A 17,486-nucleotide genomic window follows, 5' to 3' on the forward strand; every position below is an offset into this window, starting at 1 on the left:
CCACGTTCTGCTACGGTGCGCGCGTGCCCACGCCGTCTGTTGCCAACGCGTCCGTCCCCCAGCCGCCCTGGCGCGAGGCGATGCTGTGGATGCTGCTGCTGGGTGCGATGTTCATCCATGGCTACAGCTGGACGAACCACTGGGCGGCCAGCCAGGCGCACAGCTACAGCCTGCACGGTCGCTGGGACGAGGCGATCCCGTTCTGGGCGTGGACGATCTGGCCGTACCTGGCGCTGAATCTGTTGTACCCGCTGACGTTTTTCCTCTGCCCGACCCGATCCGCCCTGCGCCGCCATGCGCTGGCCATTGCGCTGGTGCAGGCCGCCTGCATGCTCGCCTTCGTGTGCTGGCCGACCGGCAACGTGCGTGTGCTGCCGCAGCCGGAGGGCGCGAGCGGCCTGCTGTTCGCACAACTGCGCGCGTTCGAGGCGCCCTTCAACATGGCGCCGTCGCTGCACGCTGCGGTATTGGTGGTGGTCTGGCAGACATGGCGGCAGTCGCTGCAGGCGAATGCGGCAGCGGTGCGCTGGCTGTGGCATGGCACCTGTGGGCTGATCCTGATCTCGACGCTCACTACCTGGCAGCACGATCTGCTGGATGTGCTTGCCGGGCTGTTGGTCGGTGCGCTGGCGCTGTGGATCACGCACTGCGTGCTGTTGCCACGTGATCTACCGCGAGCGTGAGGGCCCCGTAGCGACCGGCAGGCCCCTTGGCAAATGTCCCCCGGCCTCCGCCTCGCGGCGACGGCCTCCTCCTTGATTTTGCCCAGGAGCCTACCGGCCGCTACGGGGCTCCGGCTCGCGGTAGGCAGAAGGGAAACCGGTGCTTTCCATACGGCGCCAGTGGTCTGGACACGTGGGGTGCGATGCCCTTGTGGGCGAAATCAAGGAGGAGGTGGCGGCCGCAGGCCGACGCCGGGGGACATTCGCCGGCAAGGGCATCGCGCCCCAGCGCTCAACCACCCGGCCGCCGCGCATTGAAAGGCCCAGAGGTCGCTTCCTGCATTCCATGCAAGCAGGAGAAAAACCAAAAAAAAGGCCAGCGCGAACGCTGGCCTCTTGGTATCCACACCGGTGACGCTTACTTGTTCTCGGCATCACCCGGGGTGAAGTGCGGCATCGCCGCGGCGGCGCCTTCCTTCTCGGTCGAACGACCGGCGAACTGATTGGCAAAACGCACGTGGCGGGCAAACGCCGCCTCCGGGTCCTGCGCGATCGAGGCAACCAGCGCACCGTTGAACGCATCGCCCGCACCGGTCGTGTCCAGCACCTGCACCTGCTCGGCGCCGACGCGGTAGTACGGCTGGGTATCGCCACGCAGGTTCTCTTCAGCGTGCGATACGAACACACCGACCGAACCCAGCGTCACCACCACGGTGCCGTTGCCGACCAGCTTGCGGCACAGCGCATGCAGGCTGGCGCCGTCCAGCGCGGCGACGTCGTTGGCATCCACGCGCTCGCCGACATGACGGCCGAGCAGGGCAGCGAACTCGGTCTCGTTCGGGGTCAGCACATCGGCCAGCTTGAGCAGGCCGATGCTGGACGGGGCATCGGCAGGCGCCACGTTGAGCACGGTGGTGGCACCGGCCTCGCGGGCGATCGCCAGGGCGGCCTCGATGGTTTCCACCGGCGATTCCAGCTGCGCCAGCACCACCTTGGCGCCGGCCAGCAGCGCGCGCTGCTGTTCGACGAAGTCCAGGCTCAACGCGGCGTTGGCGCCCGGGCCGATCACGATGGTGTTGCGGCCGCGGCTGTCGACATAGATGCCGCCGGTGCCGGTCGGCTCGCTGCTGGCCTCGGCGGTCAGCGCAAAGCCATCCTGCTCGGCCAGGCCGCGCGCCATCGCACCGCCGGCGTCATTGCCCAGCGCGCACAGGAACGTGGTCGGCGCGCCGGCACGGCGGGCGGCCACGGCCTGGTTGAAGCCCTTGCCGCCGGGACCGGTGCTGTAGCGGCCGGCAATGGTCGCACCCGGGGCCGGGAGCGACTCACAACGCCAGACATGATCCACATTGAAGGAACCGATTACGACGACACTGCTACTCATAAAGACTGTTTCTCAAAGAACGGATATCAGCTGAAATGCGTCAGCACGCCGGCGATGGTCGCCGTCATGAAGGTGGCAATGGTACCGCCGAGCACCGCACGCAGGCCGAACTTGGCCAGATCGTGGCGACGCTCCGGCGCCAGACCACCAATACCACCGATCTGGATCGCGATGGAGCTGAAGTTGGCAAAACCGCACAGCGCGTAGGTGGCGACCAGGCGGCCTTCGGCGGAAAGCACCGTGCCCGGCACCTCGCCTCGGATGATCTTGGCCAGTTCCGAATACGCCACGAACTCGTTGATCACGACCTTCTGGCCGATCAGCGAGCCCACGGTGGTGGCATCGGCCCACGGGGTACCGATCACCCAGGCGATCGGGGCCAGCAGGAAGCCGAACAGGGTGGACAGGTCGGTCGGGCGGCCGATGAGCGCGGCCAGACCGGTGATGTCACCCAGCCAGGTCAGCGGGGCGTTGATCAGGGCGATCAGGGCGATGAAGGCCAGCAGCATCGCACCGATGTTCAGCGCCAGCTTCAAGCCATCGCCCGCACCGGCTGCGGCAGCGTCGATGATGTTGCTGGAGGTCTTCTCCACTTCCATCTTGACCGTGCCGCGGGTCAGCGGGGTACCGGTCTCGGGCACCAGCAGCTTGGCCACCACCAGGGTCGCCGGGGCGGCCATGATGCTCGCGGCGAGCAGATGCTTGGCGTAGAAGGCCTGTTCTACCGGATCACCGGCACCGAGCATGCCCACGTACGCGGCCAGCACGCCGCCGGCGATGTGCGCCATGCCGCCGATCATCATGGTGATCAGCTCGGACTGGGTCATCTTGGCGATGTAAGGGCGCACCGTCAGCGGGGCTTCGGTCTGGCCGATGAAGACGCTCGCGCAGACGCTGGTGGTTTCGGCGCCGGACACGCGCATGATCTTGGTGATCGCCCATGCCATGCCGCGCACGATCATCTGCATCACGTTGAGGTGGTACATGACCCCCATCAGCGCCGAGAAGAAGATGATGGTCGGCAGCACCTGGAAGGCGAAGATGAAACCGAACTGGCTGGTGTCCATCAGGCTGCCGAAGATGAAGCCGGAGCCGGCGTTGACGAACTCCAGGATCTTGACGAAGCCCTTGCCCAGCGCGTCGAACACATCGCGGCCACCCGGGACCAGCAGCACCACCGCCGCGAAGGCGATCTGCAGTGCGATACCGGTGACGACCAGGCGCCAGTCGACAGCCCGCTTGTTGTTCGAGAACAACCAGGCAATGCCGATCAGCACTGCCAACCCGAACAGGCCGAAGCCAATCCTGCCCAAACCTTCGACCATGAGACTTCCCTTGGGGCGCCGCGAAAAACGGGAAGCCTAGAGCAGCGGCAAGGGCGGGGCAAGGAAAAGCAGCGTCTGCGAGCCGATCGGCCGTGATCGGGCCTGTATCGGCAAGGCATGGCCCGGTTTCCGTGCGGCGTGTCACGGGCCGTGAGATCACGGTGTCGGTCCTGCGCGCGCTGCATGCCACCCTCTACACTTACCGTATCGATCCGGCCCGGTCGCGGGCCCGCAGCAGGAGAACCACATGCTCTATCGCCGTCTCGGCTCCACCGGTCTGAAGCTCTCGGCCCTGTCCTTCGGGGCCTGGGTGACCTTCGGCGACCAGATCGGCCGCGATGAGGCCCGCAAGCTGATCGCCACCGCCTGGGATGCCGGGGTCAACTTCTTCGACAACGCCGAGGGCTACGCCCGTGGCCGCGCCGAGCAGGTGATGGGCGATGTGATCGCCGACCTGCGCCTGCCGCGCGATGGCTTCTGCGTCTCCAGCAAGGTGTTCTTCGGCGCCGTCGACGACCCGCGCCCGACCCAGCACGGCCTGTCGCGAAAGCATGTCACCGACGCCTGCCACGCCGCGCTCAAGCGCCTGCGGGTGGAGTATCTGGACCTTTACTATTGCCATCGCCCGGATCCGGACACCCCCATCGCCGAGACCGTGCAGGCCATGGACACCCTGATCCGCCAGGGCAAGGTGCTGTACTGGGGGACCTCGGAGTGGTCGGCCGCGCAGATCCAGGAGGCGGTGGACATCGCCCGCGCGCGCAACCTGCATGCGCCCTCGATGGAGCAGCCGCAGTACAACCTGCTACACCGCGAGCGGGTGGAACGCGAGTACGCGCCGCTGTATGCCGAGGCCGGCCTGGGCACCACCATCTGGTCGCCGCTGGCCTCGGGCCTGCTGACCGGCAAGTACAACGCCGGCGTGGACCCGCAGTCCCGGCTGGGCCAGGACCAGCTGGGCTGGCTGAAGTCGCAGGTGCTGGACGACGGCAGCGACCGCATCGAGCGGGTGCGGCGCTACACCGCATTGGCCGCGCAGCTGGGCGTCTCCCCGGCACAGCTGGCGATCGCCTGGTGCCTGCGCAACCCGAATGTCTCCAGCGTGATCCTCGGTGCCAGCCGGGTCAGCCAGCTGGAAGAGAACCTGGGCGCGCTGGCGCTGTTCGAGCAGCTTGATGAAAGCGTGTGGCAGCAGGTGGAAGCGGTGTTTGCCTGATCGCGCGTGTCGGGATCCGGGGAGCCGGCCAGCGGCCGGCACTACCGATGGTATGGCGGGAGATGGAACGGGACGAGCAGAGCTCGGATGCTTGGCAGAACGGAGCAGGGCGCCTGGAACAGGCGCCGTCCCTCCACGGTAGTGCCGGCCGCTGGCCGGCTCTGCAGCTCACGCGACGGGCGACCACACCCAGAGCGCGCTTGACTGGCGCGATTGACAGAGGCTATCGAAGTTTAGCAATCGATCATTAATCCCATCTATCAAAGTGAGAATGGTTGTTGATTGTCAACTGAGAATCATTATCATTTGACTCGCCCCTCGCAACGAGTCCAGACGATGAACACTCAAGCTGCTGTACTGCTGCGCCCCGAAACGCTGACCCTCCGCGACCGTCCGGTCCGCGTGGTCCCGCCGGAAGAAGTGATCGACAGCGAAGCCCTGCTCAAGGGGCGCCGCGAAATCCTGATCCAGCACGGCGATCGTTTCTATCGCCTGCGTCATACCAGCAACGACAAGCTGATCCTGACCAAGTAACGGCCTTTCCTCCCCCAGCTCTCTCCCCCTCGACACTCCGCCGTCGGCTCCGGTCCACGGCGTGGGTCGAGGGTCTCCCCCCGCAACCGCCGATTGCAGGTAGACCGCCATGAGCCGTGCCCTTTCCGTCGGCCGCCCACCGGGCCGCCATCCCATCGCCGGCCTGCCATCGGCCGCGCAACTGGCCTCGCTGGGTACCGTGCTGTGCCTGTACCGTCCGGACAGCAGCGAACTCGGTGGCTGGAAACACGCCGTCTCCGCGCATGCCTGCCAGGGCATGGACAGTGAAGGCATCCGCGAAAGCCTGTGCTTCGTCGACGCCCGCGGCCGCTGCTGCTGGCGGCTGTACCTGCTGCCCGACAGCGACTTCCTCGCCTGGGATCGGCTGGTGTCCGCGTTCCCCGCACGGCCCGAACCGGTCACCGACGCCGGGGTCGCCGAACGCCTGTGGCGGCGCCTCGCCGTGCGCCTGGGCAACGACGCATGGCGCATGTGCGCGCTGCGCCTGCAGGTCGGCGAAGGCCGCGAACTGGCCGCCAGCCTGGCCTCGTTGTCGTCCCTGGGCGCCACCACCGCGCGCCGGATCGGCAACGTTGAAGGTGCCGAAGGCGAGCTCTGGGTCGACGACTGCTGCTGCGCCAGCGCGGCCCGCCGCAGCGGACCGTGGACGGCAGACGGTATGCCGGTGATCCAGCTGTAATGACGCACTCGCTCGCCCTGGCAGGGCTGCTGCTCGCGCTCACCGCCAGTGCGCATGCCACCCCTGCCGACCCCGCACGCGACCGCGCCAGCATCCTGGCCATGCAGGGCGAATACATCGTCGATTTCGCCTTTGACGAAACCGTCCTGCTCACCCCCGGCTACGAACGTGCCCCGGCCGTACGCACCGGTGGCAACGAAGTGGTGATCGTGGTCGAAGACACGCCGAAGCGGGTGGTCTTGCAGCACCTGCTGGTCGACGCCAAGAGTGGCCACGTCACCAAGCACTGGCGCCAGGACTGGGTCTACCAGGCACCGACCCGATTCGAATTCACAGCCGACCAGACCTGGCACGTGCGTCCGATTCCCACGGCGCTCACCACCGGCGCCTGGACCCAATGCGTCTACGAAGTCAGCGACGCACCGCGCTACTGCGGCACCGGCGCCTGGCGCTACGACAACGGCATCGCCGAATGGACCAGCGACCTGAGCTGGCGCCCCCTGCCGCGCCGCGAATACACCCGCCGCAGCGACTACAACGCCCTGGCCGTGATCAACCGGCACACGCGCACGCCCAACGGTTGGACCCACGAGCAGTTCAACACCAAGATTCTGCGGCGCCCCGACGGCACGCAGACACCGATCGCGCGCGAATTCGGCTTCAACGAGTACAACAAAACCACCGAGGTGGACTTCACCCCCGCCTACGCCTACTGGACCGCCACCGCAGGTTACTGGGGGAAGGTGCGCCAGCGCTGGGACGACTTCCTCGGGCAGGCACCGGGCGTGCACCTGAAAACCAAACCCGACGGCATGGCCATGATCATCCCGCTGTTCACCCAGGCCCAGGACATCCAGGACGGCAAGACCGTGGTGGACACCGAGATCGACGCCGTCTTCCAGCAGTGGGTAGAAAAAGCACCGCCAGAAAGCGCGCGCTGACACCGACGCCATAGGTAGCGCACGCGTCCATCGCCAAACCTCGAAGCAGCACATTGCCTCATCGATGGCCGTACCAACTGCAGATGAGCTGCTCTCCCCTCCGCCCAAGGCCATCCCTCGAGAAGGATGGCGGGTAGCCCTGCCCAGGACCGTCAGGGCGCCAAGGATGGCGCCCACGAGCCCCCAGGGATGGGTTTACGGCGCGTCCTGGGCAGGGCTGCCCGCCAGCCTTCAGACAGTGGACACATGGACGCCGTCGCTTTCGCTTTCGCTTTCAATGCAACGGCGCCCCAAACTCACGCCTCCCGAAGCGCCAACGCCGGCGGCGTATGCAGAATCCGCCGCGTCCCCCACCAACCGGCCAGCATGCTCAACAGCACACCCAACGCACCGCCCACCAACAACGGCCCCCACGGCGGACTCAGCGTCAACTCGAACACCTGCCGCGCCACCACCGAGCCCAGCAGCGCCGCCGCACCCACCGCCAGCAACGCCGACAACAGCCCCAGCGCACCGAATTCCACCAGCACCGCACCGCGCAGCTGACGGCGCGTCGCCCCCAGCGTCCGCAGCACCGCACTGTCGTAGCGCCGCTCACCGGCCGTCGCCTGCAACGCCGCCAGCAGCACCAGCAGCCCGGCCAGCAGACTGAACCCCATCACCAGCTGCACCGCCTGGCTCACCCGATCCACCACCTCGCGTACCCGCTCGAGGATGCCGTCGATATCCAACAGTGAAATGTTCGGGTACTCCCGCGTCAGCCCAGCCAGCGCCGGTGCCTGCGCGCGTGGCAGATGGAAGGCGGTGATCAGGTTGTACGGCGCATCGGCAACCGCGCCCTCGTTGAGCAGCAGGAAGAAGTTGACCCGGAACGAATCCCAGTCGGCCTTGCGGATGCTGGTGATCGTGAAGCTGCGCTCCTGATCGCCCATCTGCAGCGTCACCGTGTCGCCCAGCGTCATTCCGTAGCGCTCGGCCCAGCCCTGCTCGATCGAGGCCTCCGCCGCGGCGCTGCCCGCCTTCCAGAACGTCCCGCTGAGCAGCGTATTGGCCGGCGGGAAATCATGCCGCCACGAGAAATTGACCGGCCGGTTGGCATCGTCATCCTCGTTGCTGTTGTCCTCGCGTCCCTGCCGCTGCGGCGGCCGATCATTGACCGCCAGCAGGCGACCGGTGCTGAACGGCTCGATGCCCGGTGATGCCACGCCCAGCCCACCCAGCGTGGCCAGCACGGCATCGCGCTGCTCGGGCTGGATGTTCATCAGGAAGTAGTTCGGCGTATCGGTCGGCAAGCGATCGCGCCACTGCGCCAACAGCCCCGGACCGATCACCGACAGCAGCAGCAGCGAACACAGCGACAGCGACAGGCCGACCAGCTGCATCACCGCCAGCCCGCGGCGTCGCGTCAACGAGGCCAGCCCCAGCTTCCAGCGTCCGCGCAGGCGCGGCTGCAGTCCACGCAGAAGCCACAGCAGCAGGGCACCGAGCGCGCCGGCCAGCGCCGCCAGCGCGGCCAGCCCGCCCAGCACCCACGCGGCCAGCGTTACATCGCCGGTGGCCTGCACGGTCAGCGCGACGGTCGCGGCCAGCGCAGCGGCATAGACCAGCATCGAACTCGGCGGCAGCGCGGCGAAGCTGCGGTTGAGCACGCGCATCGGCGGCACGCTGCGCAGGCGCAGCAGCGGCGGCAGGCCAAAGCCCAGCAGCAGCACCAGGCCGATGCCCGCACCACTCAGTGCCGGTGTGGCCTGCGGCAGCGGCAGGCGGTTCGGAATCAATCCACCCAGCGCCTGCACCAGCCCGGCCTGCGCGGCCATGCCCAGCCCGATACCGACCAGGCAGGCCGGCACCGCCAGCATCACCAGCTGCAGTGCCATCGCGGTGAGGATGTCGCGCTGGCGCGCGCCCAGGCAGCGCAGGATCGCGACCTGATCGATGCGGCGCATCGCGAAGCGGTTGGCGGCCAGCGCGGTGGCGACACCGGCCAGCAACACTGCCAGCAGCGCGGCCAGCGAGAGGAAACGCCCGGCCAGATCGAACGCGCCGCGCACGCCGCGCTGGGTATCGTCGATCCCCACGATGCGATAGCCCTTGGCCTGCGGCGTGAGCCACTCGCGGAAGGCGGCGATCTGCGCCGGCTCACCGGCGAACATCATCCGGTAGGAGGCGCGGCTGCCCGGCCCGAGCAGGCCGGCGCGATCCACATCGATGCGGTTCACCAGCAGCGGCGGCGACAGCTGCATCAGCTCACCGGAGGTGTCCGGCTCGGCCTGCAGCACGCGGGTCACGGTCAACGTGCCCGCGCCGAATTCCAGTGCATCGCCCACCTGCAGGCCAAGCGCCTGCATCAGGCGGGGGTCGGCATACGCTTCGCCCGGCGGCGGCGTTCCTGCGGTGTCGCTGGCGCGGTCATGCAGCGTGCGGCTGACCCGCAGTTCACCGCGCAGCGGGTAGCCATCGGCCACCGCCTTGATGTTGGCCATCTGGCTGTCATCGCCATGGAACAGCACGCTGGGGAAGCTGACCATGCGCGTGTTGGCCAAGCCGCGCTCGCGCGCTGCATCGGCGAAGGTCTGCGGGATGTCCTCACGGCCGCTCAGACCCAGGTCGCCGCCGAGCATCTCCGCTGCGCTGCCGGTCAGTGCCAGGGTCACGCGGTTGACCAATGTCCCGACGGCGGTCATCACCGCCACGCCCAATACGAGCGCGGCGAACACGGTCAGCAGATCGCCGGCCAGGAATTCGCGGCGCAGCGCACGCGCTGCATGGCGCACGACGTTCATGCGCCTGCGCCGGCAACGGTGTCGGCCAGGCGGCCACCGTCGAGCTGGTAGATGCGCTCGCAGCGCTGCGCCAGGCGCAGGTCATGGGTGACCAGCACCAGGGTGGTATCGCTGGTGGCGTTGAGCGCGAACAGCAGGTCGCTGATCTGCTGCCCGGTGGTCTGGTCCAGGCTGCCGGTCGGCTCATCGGCGAACAGGATGCGCGGCCGCGCCACGAACGCACGCGCGAGTGCGACACGCTGCTGCTCGCCACCGGAAAGCTGGCGCGGGTAGTGACGTGCACGATGGCCCAGGCCGACCTGTTCCAGCACCTCGCGCACCCGCGCGGGATCTTCGCGGCCGGCCAGTTCCAACGGCAGCGCGATGTTCTCTTCGGCGGTCAGTGCCGGCAGCAGGTGGAAGCTCTGGAAAACGAAGCCGACCTCGCGTGCGCGCAGCTGTGCGCGGGCTTCCTCATCGAGCGTGTTGAGCTCGGCACCGGCCAGCGCAATGGTGCCGTGGCTGGGCAGGTCCAGCCCGGCGAGCAGGCCGAGCAGCGTGGTCTTGCCCGAGCCTGAAGCGCCGACGATGGCCACGCTCTCGCCTTCATGGACGGTCATGTCAATGTTGTCCAGTATGTGGACTTCACCCTCCGGGCCACGTGCGGACTTGCCCACGTTGTGGGCGGCGATGGCGACGGGCGCGCTGCGGGGGGACAGGCTGTCGATGAGGATTCTCCAATGAACCAAGCAAGTGGAAAGGGCCGCGTGGCCTCGATGGGCTGGCTGCTGGCAGGGTTGCTGCTGATGCCGATGCTGGCCTGTGCCAAAGGTCCGGACACCCGTGCGGCGGTGCTGGTGGTCGGCGACAGCCTCAGTGCCGCCCACAATATCCCGGCCGCGTCGGGCTGGGTAAACCTGCTTCAGCAGCGGGTCAAACAACAGATCAAGGCACCGCCGGCGATCATCAATGCCAGCATCAGCGGCGAAACCACCGCCGGCGCGCTGACCCGCCTGCCGGGCCTGCTGGAAAAGCACCGGCCGTCCGTGGTGGTGATCGAACTGGGCGGCAACGATGCGCTGCGCGGGCTGACCCCGGCGCAACTGCGCGGCAATCTGGAAAAGATGATCGTGGCCAGCCAGAAGGCGGACGCCAAGGTGCTGCTGCTGGGCATCGACGTGCCGCCCAACTATGGCCCGGCCTACCGCCAGCGCCTGCGCCAGACCTATGCCGAGCTGGCCAAACAGTACGACGTACCGCTGCTGCCGTTCCTGCTTGAGGGGGTGGCCTTGAAGCCGAATCTGATGCAGGCCGACGGGCTGCACCCCACCGCAGCTGCGCAGCCGCAGGTGCTGGACAACGTCTGGCCGCTGCTCAAACCCCTGCTTTGATCGGTGTGTGAGGAACTTCACACCGCGTCCACTGACGATGCGGCATGTTTCACAAAGCTGAAGAAAGAGGGAATCCCATGCGTCAGACAAAGGAGACCTCCGGCCTGGTGCTGGTGGTCGAAGACAACCGTAATATTTCCGAGATGATCGGCGAGTACCTGGAAGGGCGCGGCTTCGAAGTCGACTACGCCCAGGATGGGCTGGACGGTTATCGTCTGGCGGCCGAGAACAGCTACGACGTGGTCGTGCTCGATCTGATGCTGCCGCGTCTGGACGGCATCGAAGTCTGTCGCCGCCTGCGCAACGACGCCCGCAAGTCCACGCCGGTGCTGATGCTGACCGCGCGCGACACGCTGGACGACAAGCTCACCGGCCTGGGGTTCGGCGCCGACGACTACCTGACCAAGCCGTTCGCGATCCAGGAACTGGAAGCCCGCCTGCGCGCGCTGATCCGCCGCGAGCGTCGCCAGGTCGGCTCGGAAGTGCTCAAGGTCGCCGACCTCGTGCTCGATCCGGTCAGCATGCGCGCCACCCGTGCCGGGACCGAACTGCAGCTCTCGCCGATCGGCCTGCGCCTGCTGACGATCCTCATGCGCGAATCGCCGCGTGTGGTGACCCGCCAGGAAATCGAACGCGAGATCTGGGGCAATGGCCTGCCCGACTCGGACACCCTGCGCAGCCATCTGTACAACCTGCGCAAGATCATCGACAAGCCGTTTGATCGCCCGCTGCTGCATACCGTGCAGAGCGCCGGTTACCGCATTGCCGATATCGCCCAGCCGATGAGCTGATGGGCGGTCGATCGCCGCTCGGCCGCCTGCGGGCGGCATGAGCGATCCGATCCTCCGGTACCCTCTGGAGCATGACGGCCCGGCATCTGCCGGGCCGTTGTCATGGTTTGCACGATGGACTCACGGCAAGCTTTCCTATAATCGCCGCGAACCGCCCTGGACCCCGTAATGCCGCACGGTCTGCCGCGCAAGATCCGCATCGTCTTCATCCTCCAAGCCGTGCTCGCCAGCCTGGGCATCCTGCTGGGTGCGTGGCTGGTGTCGTTGGTGATCAAGCACAGCCTGGTCAGCAGCGCGCTGCAGGAAGAGGCCGGGTACTACTGGCAACTGCACGAGGCCTCGCCGGTGCAGCCACCGCCCAATACCCAGAACATCCGCGGCTATCTGCTTGAGACCGGGCAGTCCCCGCTGAGCCTGCCGGCCAACCTGCGCACGCTCCCCCCCGGCTTCCATGAGCTCAAGGACGACGACCAGCTGGTGCTGGTCGATGCACGCCCGGAAGGTCGCCTTTACCTGGTGTTCCTGCGTTCGCGTGCGGAAATGCTGGCGTTCTGGTTCGGCGTGGTGCCGGTGCTGCTGACCCTGCTGGCGGTCTATGGCGCCTCGTGGATCACCTACCGCGCCTCCAAACGTCTGGTGTCGCCGGTCAACTGGCTGGCCCGCCGCGTCTCGCGCTGGGACCCGGGGCACCCGGAAGCGGCCGACCTGGCGCCGGCCAAGCTGCCGGCCGACATGCAGGGCGAGACCCGTCAGCTGGCCGCCGCGCTGCACTCGCTGGCCACCAAGGTCACCGCGCACGTCGCGCGCGAGCGCAACTTCACCCGCGATGCCAGCCACGAGCTGCGCACCCCGCTGACCGTGATCCGCGTGGCCAGCGACATGGCGCTGGGCGACCAGGACATCACCCCGCGCCTGCGCCGCGGCCTGCAGCGCATCCAGCGCGCCGGGCGCGACATGGAAGCGGTGATCGATGCCTTCCTGATCCTTGCCCGCGAGGCCGATGTCGAGCCGCAGATCGAGCTGTTCGACGTCAACGAGATCGTCCGCCACGAGGTGGACAATGCCCGCGAGCTGATCGCCGGGCGGCCCGTGGAGATCCATCTGCACAGCAGCGGACCGGTGATGCTGCACGCACCGCCGCGGGTGTTGCAGGTAGTGATCAGCAATCTGCTGCGCAACGCGTGCAGCTATACCGACGAGGGCCGGATCGACGTGGAGGTCGGGGAAGATCGCGTGGTCGTGCGCGATACCGGCATCGGCATGTCCGCCGAAGCACTGGGCCGCGCCTTCGAGCCGTTCTACCGCGCTGAGCCCAGCCGCCCGCAGGGCACCGGGCTGGGGCTGTCGATCGTACGCCGGCTGTGTGACCGCTTCGGCTGGAAGATCGGCCTGACCAGTGAACCCGGGCAGGGCACCCAGGCCACGATCCACTACCGTTGAGTCGGGGAGGCGCTGCGCCTCCCCGGATCGCTCAGTTGCACTGCACCTTGGGCGCCAGCGCCGTGCGCCAGATCGCGTAGCCTTCGGGCGTCATGTGCAGCATGTCCTCGCGGAACAGCGCGGCACGCGGCTGGCCATCGGCACCGAGCATCGGCGTGTAGACGTCGGTGTAGCCGGTGTTGGGCAGCGTGGTCAGCGCGGCCTTGATCAGCCCGTTGGCTTCCACCACCGCCGGCAGCAGGTTCGCGCGCGACGGGCTGGGTTTGATCGAGATGATCTCCACCGTGGTCTTGGGCAGGTCGCGGTGCACGCGCTTGACGAAGGCCACCACGTCATCGCGGACCTGGGCAGGGCTGCGGCCGCTGTTGAGGTCGTTGTCGCCGGCGTAGAAGAACACCTTGCAGGGCGCATACGGGATCACGATGCGGTCGGCATACCAGGTGCTGTCGCGCACTTCCGAGCCGCCGAAGCCGCGGTTGAACACCGGCTGGCCCGGGAAATCGGTGGCCAGGCCCTCCCACATGCGGATCGAGGAGCTGCCGATGAACTCGATGCCACCGCGCGGCGGCGGGTTGGCCGCGTCCTGGGCCGCGAACTGGGCCATGTCGCCGGCCCAGGCCACGTTGGAGACCTGGGTCGGTACCTGCGGCGCGGCGGGGGCCGGGGTGCGTGCCAGGGCGGGCAGGGTGGCGCCCAGGGCAAGGGCGAGCAGAAGGGGACGGGCACGGCGGTGCAGCATGGACGACTCCTGTGGTGGGGCACCCGAAGGCGCCCGGACGGGTAGGCATTCATCATAGAAGCTGCCACCGCGCCGCGCTTTACCACGGACGGGCGTTGGCCGCCTTCGACAATGCCCCGGCCGGCTTATGGCAAAATGCGCGATTGCCTGCCCCATTCAGCGATGCCCATGACTGTCTGCCGTGTGCTGTTCCTGCCGTTCCGGCCCGCATTGCCGACCGGGGTGATTGCCCATGGCGGATGAAATCGGGCACCTGCCGCGCGGCCCCAAGCGCATTTTCAAGGCCGCCGTGTGGTCGTGGCAGGGGCTGCGTGCGGCCTGGCTGCATGAGTCCTCGTTCCGGCTGGAGGTCTACCTGCTGATCGTGCTCGCCCCGCTGGCGCTCTGGCTCGGCCAGACCCCGGTGGAGCGCGCGCTGATGATCGGCTCGGTGCTGCTGGTGCTGGCCATGGAACTGGCCAATTCGGCGATTGAGGCGGTGATCGAACGCTACGGCGCCGAGTTCCACGAGCTCGCCGGGCGTGCCAAGGACATGGGCTCGGCCGCCGTGTTCGTGCTGATGATGAACGTACTGGTGTGCTGGGTCCTGATCCTGCTGCCGCAGATCTTCTGACGTAATACTTCTGACGCGTCACACGCGTCATCCCCCCTGTAAGGATGGAAGTCCATGTTCCTTGAGTTGTTGTCCGACCCCAATGTCTGGTTGACCCTTCTGACGCTGAGCGCACTGGAAATCGTGCTGGGCATCGACAACCTGGTGTTCATCTCGATCGCGGTGAGCAAGCTGCCCGAGGCGCGTCGTCCGTTCGCGCGCAAGCTCGGCATCGCCGTGGCCTGCATCACCCGCATCCTGCTGCTGGTCTCGCTGGCCTACCTGGCACACATGCAGGCCAACCTGTTCACGGTGGCCGGGATGGGCATCTCGATCCGCGACCTGGTGCTGATCGTCGGTGGCCTGTTCCTGATCATCAAGGGCGGCATGGAAATCCGCGAGCTGATCACCGGCGGTGAGGACGAAGATCCGACCACCACCAAGGCCTCTGCCGTGTTCGGCATGGTCATCGCGCAGATCGCCATCATCGACATCGTGTTCTCGCTGGACTCGGTGATCACCGCCGTCGGCATTGCCGAACATGTGCCGGTGATGGTCGCCGCGATCCTGCTGTCGGTCGCGGTGATGCTGCTGGCCGCCAACCCGCTGGGCCGCTTCATCGACGCCAACCCGACCGTGAAGATGCTGGCCCTGGCCTTCATCCTGCTGATCGGCGCGGTGCTGATCCTCGATGGCCTGGATGTGCATGTGCCCAAGCCCTACATCTACGCCGCGATGGGCTTCTCGGTGCTGGTGGAGTGGCTGAACCTGCTGATGCGCCGCCGCGCCGTGGCCCACCACGTGCCGGGTGCCGGCAACTGGTAAGAAGGTAGGGGGAAGCGGCAGCCCCCTGACTCAGGGGGCGTGGGTGGTTACGCCGGCTTTACTGCAGACGTGGCATGCTCCGGATCCCGTTCATCGAGCTCCGGAGCCGGCCATGCGATCGTTCTCCCGTTTGTTGTGCCTGGCCGTGCTGGCCTCGCTGTTGTCCGGTTGCGGCTACAACGCCATCCAGCAGAAGGATGAGCAGGTCAAGGCCGGTTGGGCCGAGGTGCTCAACCAGTACAAGCGCCGCGCCGATCTGATCCCCAACCTGGTGCAGACCGTGGAAGGCTATGCCAACCAGGAACGCCAGGTGCTGACCGATGTCACCAACGCCCGTGCGCGCGTGGGGCAGGTCAACGTCAACGCCGACGATGCCGACTCCCTCAAGCAGTTCCAGCAGGCCCAGGGCGAGCTGAGCGGTGCGCTGTCGCGCCTGCTGGTGGTCACCGAGAACTACCCGAACCTGAAGTCCGACCAGGGCTTCCGCGATCTGCAGGCCCAGCTGGAAGGCACCGAGAACCGCATCACCGTGGCGCGCGGTCGCTATATCCAGATGGTGCAGGACTACAACACCTATATCCGGCAGTTCCCGCAGGTGATCACCGCCAAGCTGTTCGGCTATGCGACCAAGCCGAACTTCACGGTGGAGAACGAAGCGCAGATCTCGCAGCCGCCGGCGGTCAAGTTCGGTTCGCAGCCACCGGCCCCGGCACCTGTACCGCAGGCGCCGCAGCCGCAGCCGCAGCCGGCGAACTGAGCCCGTGACCATGCGCCTGCTGCACTGCCTGTTGCTGCTCTGCCTGGCGCTGGCGTTGCCTGCCTGGGCGCAGACGCAGGCGGCGATCCCGGCGATGTCCTCGCCGGTGGTCGACACCACCGGCACCCTGGATGCGGCGCAGATCCAGGCGCTGGAGGCGCAGGCGTTGGCCTTGCAGCAGCGCAAGGGCAGCCAGCTGCAGATCCTGATGGTGCCGACCACCGCGCCGGAAACCATCGAGCAGTACACCCAGCGCGTGTTCGAGCAGTGGTCCATCGGCCGCAAGGGCGTGGATGACGGCGTGCTGCTGGTGGTGGCCAAGGACGACCGCCGGGTCCGCATCGAGCCGGGCTACGGCCTGGAAGGCGCGATCCCGGATGCGATCGCCAACCGGGTGATCCAGGAGTACCTGGCCCCGCGTTTCCGCAGCAACGACTATGCCGGTGGCCTCACCGACGCCAGCGCCGCGCTGGTCAAGCTGATCGACGGCGAGGCGCTGCCCGCGCCGGTCAGCACGCATCGCGCCCAGGACACCCCGGCCGGTGGCAACTGGACGATGGCGCTGGGCATCGGCCTGTTTGCCGGTCTGTTCCTGCGCGGCATCCTGGGCTGGCTGCCGCGGCCGCTGCGCGCGCTGGCGAGCGGTGCCGGGGCCGGGGTGGCCGCGTTCCTGTTCACCTCGCTGGTGGTCGCCAGTGGCGCGGCCGCCGTGGTGGGTTTGCTGGTCGGCCTGACGTCGGCCGGTCGCGGCGGCGTGTTCGCACGCAGTGGCGGCTGGGGTGGTGGTGGCTGGGGCGGCGGCGGGTTCGGTGGCGGCGGGGGTGGCTTCGGCGGCGGTGGAGGCGGCTGGGGCGGAGGGGGTGGACGCTCGGGAGGCGGTGGCGCCTCGGGAGGCTGGTGATGCGCTGGCTCCGGCACGTGTTCTCCCCGTCGGTGCGGCGCGCCTTCCCACCCGCACATCTGCAGGCGATCACCGATGCGATCACCGCCGGCGAGCGGCGCCACGGTGGTCAGGTGATGTTCGCGGTGGAAGCGGATCTGGCGCTGGCCGCGTTGTGGCAGGGCATCACCGCACAGCAGCGCGCTGAGCAGGCCTTCGCCCAGTTGCGCACCTGGGATACCGAACACAACAACGGCGTACTCATCTACCTGCTGCTGGCCGACCATGCCATCGAGCTGGTCGCCGACCGCGGCCTGCGCGGACGCATCGGCGAGGCGCAGTGGCAGGCGATCTGCGCACACATGCAGCAGCGGCTGCGCGACGGCGCCCTGCAGGAGGCCGTGCTGCTGGCCATCGAGGATGTCTCGGACCTGCTGGCCGGGCACTATCCGCCGGTTCCGGGGTCACACGATGACGGCCTGCCGGACACGCCGCAGATGCTGGGCTGAAGCCCGGCAATCGCGCGATCGGGGCCGCCGCGAGGCCG

Annotated in this window: 18 protein-coding genes; 13 read left to right on the forward strand and 5 right to left on the reverse strand. The window is 67.7% G+C overall.

Annotated features, from left to right (window positions below; translation table 11 throughout):
* The first annotated feature begins 23 nt into the window (after nt 1-23).
* Complete coding sequence (locus tag ACWV8V_RS16865) at nt 24-683, forward strand: hypothetical protein (RefSeq protein ID WP_455900271.1); 660 nt, start codon at nt 24-26, stop codon at nt 681-683.
* A gap of 397 nt (nt 684-1,080) precedes the next feature.
* Here ACWV8V_RS16865 and ACWV8V_RS16870 read toward each other — a convergent pair whose 3' ends face one another.
* Nucleotides 1,081-2,046 carry a ribokinase gene (locus ACWV8V_RS16870; RefSeq protein ID WP_259261864.1) on the reverse strand — a complete coding sequence of 322 codons (966 nt, stop codon included), beginning with the start codon at nt 2,044-2,046 and terminating at the stop codon, nt 1,081-1,083.
* A 26-nt stretch (nt 2,047-2,072) separates the two neighbouring features.
* Nucleotides 2,073-3,371 carry a NupC/NupG family nucleoside CNT transporter gene (locus ACWV8V_RS16875; protein ID WP_121042760.1) on the reverse strand — a complete coding sequence of 433 codons (1,299 nt, stop codon included), beginning with the start codon at nt 3,369-3,371 and terminating at the stop codon, nt 2,073-2,075.
* Between the two features lie 247 nt (nt 3,372-3,618).
* On the opposite strand from ACWV8V_RS16875, the gene ACWV8V_RS16880 reads away from it, so the two are divergent.
* From ACWV8V_RS16880 to ACWV8V_RS16895, 4 genes are all read left to right on the forward strand, one after another.
* A complete protein-coding gene (locus tag ACWV8V_RS16880; RefSeq protein ID WP_346467368.1) occupies nt 3,619-4,587 on the forward strand; it encodes a potassium channel beta subunit family protein in 969 nt (322 codons plus the stop codon).
* Nucleotides 4,588-4,923: 336 nt separating this feature from the next.
* Nucleotides 4,924-5,121, forward strand: a complete 198-nt coding sequence (hemP, locus tag ACWV8V_RS16885) for a hemin uptake protein HemP (RefSeq protein ID WP_019182448.1) — start codon at nt 4,924-4,926, stop codon at nt 5,119-5,121.
* A 109-nt stretch (nt 5,122-5,230) separates the two neighbouring features.
* Nucleotides 5,231-5,821 carry a ChuX/HutX family heme-like substrate-binding protein gene (locus tag ACWV8V_RS16890; protein ID WP_259261866.1) on the forward strand — a complete coding sequence of 197 codons (591 nt, stop codon included), beginning with the start codon at nt 5,231-5,233 and terminating at the stop codon, nt 5,819-5,821.
* Nucleotides 5,821-6,762, forward strand: a complete 942-nt coding sequence (locus ACWV8V_RS16895; RefSeq protein WP_455900272.1) for a DUF6607 family protein — start codon at nt 5,821-5,823, stop codon at nt 6,760-6,762. Before ACWV8V_RS16890 ends, ACWV8V_RS16895 begins: the two co-directional genes overlap by 1 nt.
* Nucleotides 6,763-7,058: 296 nt before the next feature.
* Here ACWV8V_RS16895 and ACWV8V_RS16900 read toward each other — a convergent pair whose 3' ends face one another.
* Together ACWV8V_RS16900 and ACWV8V_RS16905 are read right to left on the reverse strand one after the other, a co-directional pair.
* Nucleotides 7,059-9,545 carry an ABC transporter permease gene (locus ACWV8V_RS16900; protein ID WP_455900273.1) on the reverse strand — a complete coding sequence of 829 codons (2,487 nt, stop codon included), beginning with the start codon at nt 9,543-9,545 and terminating at the stop codon, nt 7,059-7,061.
* Entirely contained in the window at nt 9,542-10,144 is a 603-nt protein-coding gene (locus ACWV8V_RS16905) for an ABC transporter ATP-binding protein (protein WP_259261869.1), read from the reverse strand. The genes ACWV8V_RS16900 and ACWV8V_RS16905 overlap by 4 nt, the downstream gene beginning before the upstream one ends.
* 120 nt (nt 10,145-10,264) lie before the next feature.
* Here ACWV8V_RS16905 and ACWV8V_RS16910 point away from each other — a divergent pair, with 120 nt between their 5' ends.
* The 3 genes from ACWV8V_RS16910 (at nt 10,265) to ACWV8V_RS16920 (ending at nt 13,146) form a co-directional block, all read left to right on the forward strand.
* Entirely contained in the window at nt 10,265-10,915 is a 651-nt protein-coding gene (locus tag ACWV8V_RS16910) for an arylesterase (RefSeq protein ID WP_259261870.1), read from the forward strand.
* Nucleotides 10,916-10,992: 77 nt separating this feature from the next.
* Nucleotides 10,993-11,706, forward strand: a complete 714-nt coding sequence (locus ACWV8V_RS16915; RefSeq protein WP_019182442.1) for a response regulator transcription factor — start codon at nt 10,993-10,995, stop codon at nt 11,704-11,706.
* Nucleotides 11,707-11,874: 168 nt separating this feature from the next.
* Nucleotides 11,875-13,146, forward strand: coding sequence for a sensor histidine kinase (locus tag ACWV8V_RS16920; RefSeq protein WP_259261871.1), 1,272 nt, complete (start codon nt 11,875-11,877; stop codon nt 13,144-13,146).
* 31 nt (nt 13,147-13,177) lie between these two features.
* On the opposite strand, the gene ACWV8V_RS16925 is transcribed toward ACWV8V_RS16920, so the two are convergent.
* A complete protein-coding gene (locus tag ACWV8V_RS16925; protein ID WP_455900274.1) occupies nt 13,178-13,885 on the reverse strand; it encodes an SGNH/GDSL hydrolase family protein in 708 nt (235 codons plus the stop codon).
* 232 nt (nt 13,886-14,117) lie between these two features.
* Between ACWV8V_RS16925 and ACWV8V_RS16930 the strand changes: the two genes are divergently transcribed.
* The 5 genes from ACWV8V_RS16930 to ACWV8V_RS16950 all read left to right on the forward strand — a co-directional run bounded on the left by ACWV8V_RS16930 (nt 14,118) and on the right by ACWV8V_RS16950 (nt 17,448).
* Nucleotides 14,118-14,498, forward strand: a complete 381-nt coding sequence (locus ACWV8V_RS16930) for a diacylglycerol kinase (protein ID WP_019182439.1) — start codon at nt 14,118-14,120, stop codon at nt 14,496-14,498.
* A gap of 54 nt (nt 14,499-14,552) precedes the next feature.
* Complete coding sequence (locus ACWV8V_RS16935; RefSeq protein WP_123728386.1) at nt 14,553-15,302, forward strand: TerC family protein; 750 nt, start codon at nt 14,553-14,555, stop codon at nt 15,300-15,302.
* A 112-nt stretch (nt 15,303-15,414) separates the two neighbouring features.
* The gene (locus ACWV8V_RS16940) at nt 15,415-16,059 is read left to right on the forward strand and encodes a LemA family protein (RefSeq protein ID WP_259261873.1); all 645 of its coding nucleotides are present in this window, start codon (nt 15,415-15,417) and stop codon (nt 16,057-16,059) included.
* Nucleotides 16,060-16,069: 10 nt separating this feature from the next.
* Entirely contained in the window at nt 16,070-16,960 is an 891-nt protein-coding gene (locus ACWV8V_RS16945; protein WP_455900275.1) for a TPM domain-containing protein, read from the forward strand.
* Entirely contained in the window at nt 16,960-17,448 is a 489-nt protein-coding gene (locus ACWV8V_RS16950) for a TPM domain-containing protein (RefSeq protein ID WP_455900276.1), read from the forward strand. Before ACWV8V_RS16945 ends, ACWV8V_RS16950 begins: the two co-directional genes overlap by 1 nt.
* Nucleotides 17,449-17,486 lie beyond the last annotated feature (38 nt).

This window comes from Stenotrophomonas sp. Ker107b, from assembly GCF_053847245.1.